Source organism: Xanthobacter autotrophicus, assembly GCF_030015065.1.
Lineage (GTDB): Bacteria > Pseudomonadota > Alphaproteobacteria > Rhizobiales > Xanthobacteraceae > Xanthobacter > Xanthobacter autotrophicus_D.
In genome coordinates this window covers 1-454 of sequence record NZ_JAIVFN010000403.1, presented here as the reverse complement: position 1 = coordinate 454, position 454 = coordinate 1, and the positions used below count along the sequence as shown (strand labels likewise).

Here is a 454-nt window from a genome sequence, read left to right as displayed (position 1 = left end):
GGGCTTTGCTGTGAAGCAGCTGGTACATGTACGCATCGAACGAACCCTTGGTGACATAGGTAAAAACGAACACTTCAGGATAGGTGTTGCCCTGTCGGGCGATCCGGCCCTCTCGCTGCTCCAGGTCACTGGGCCGCCAAGGGCTGTCCAGATGGTGGAGCGCGATCAGCCTCTCCTGAATGTTGGTCCCCACACCGAGCTTCTCGGTGCTGCCCATCACCACGCGCACCGCCCCTCTTCGCACGCTCCGGAACAATGCATCTTTCAATGCATCGGTGTCGTAGTCATGGATGAAGGCGATCTCGTGCGACGGGATGCCCATGCACACCAGCTTCGACCGCAGCTCTTCGTAGGCGTTGAAGCCCCCGTCGTTGCGCGGCGTCGACAGATCGCAGAAGACGACTTGCGCCCCCTTGCTCTCGGCGTACTCGGACCAGATCCGGTACACGTTGTC

General features: G+C 60.4%; 1 protein-coding gene. It reads right to left on the bottom strand.

What is annotated here, in order from left to right; translation table 11 throughout:
- Positions 1–454, bottom strand: a 454-nt coding sequence (locus K9U40_RS23745; RefSeq protein WP_282892514.1) for a helicase-related protein, incomplete at both ends; no start/stop codon positions are given.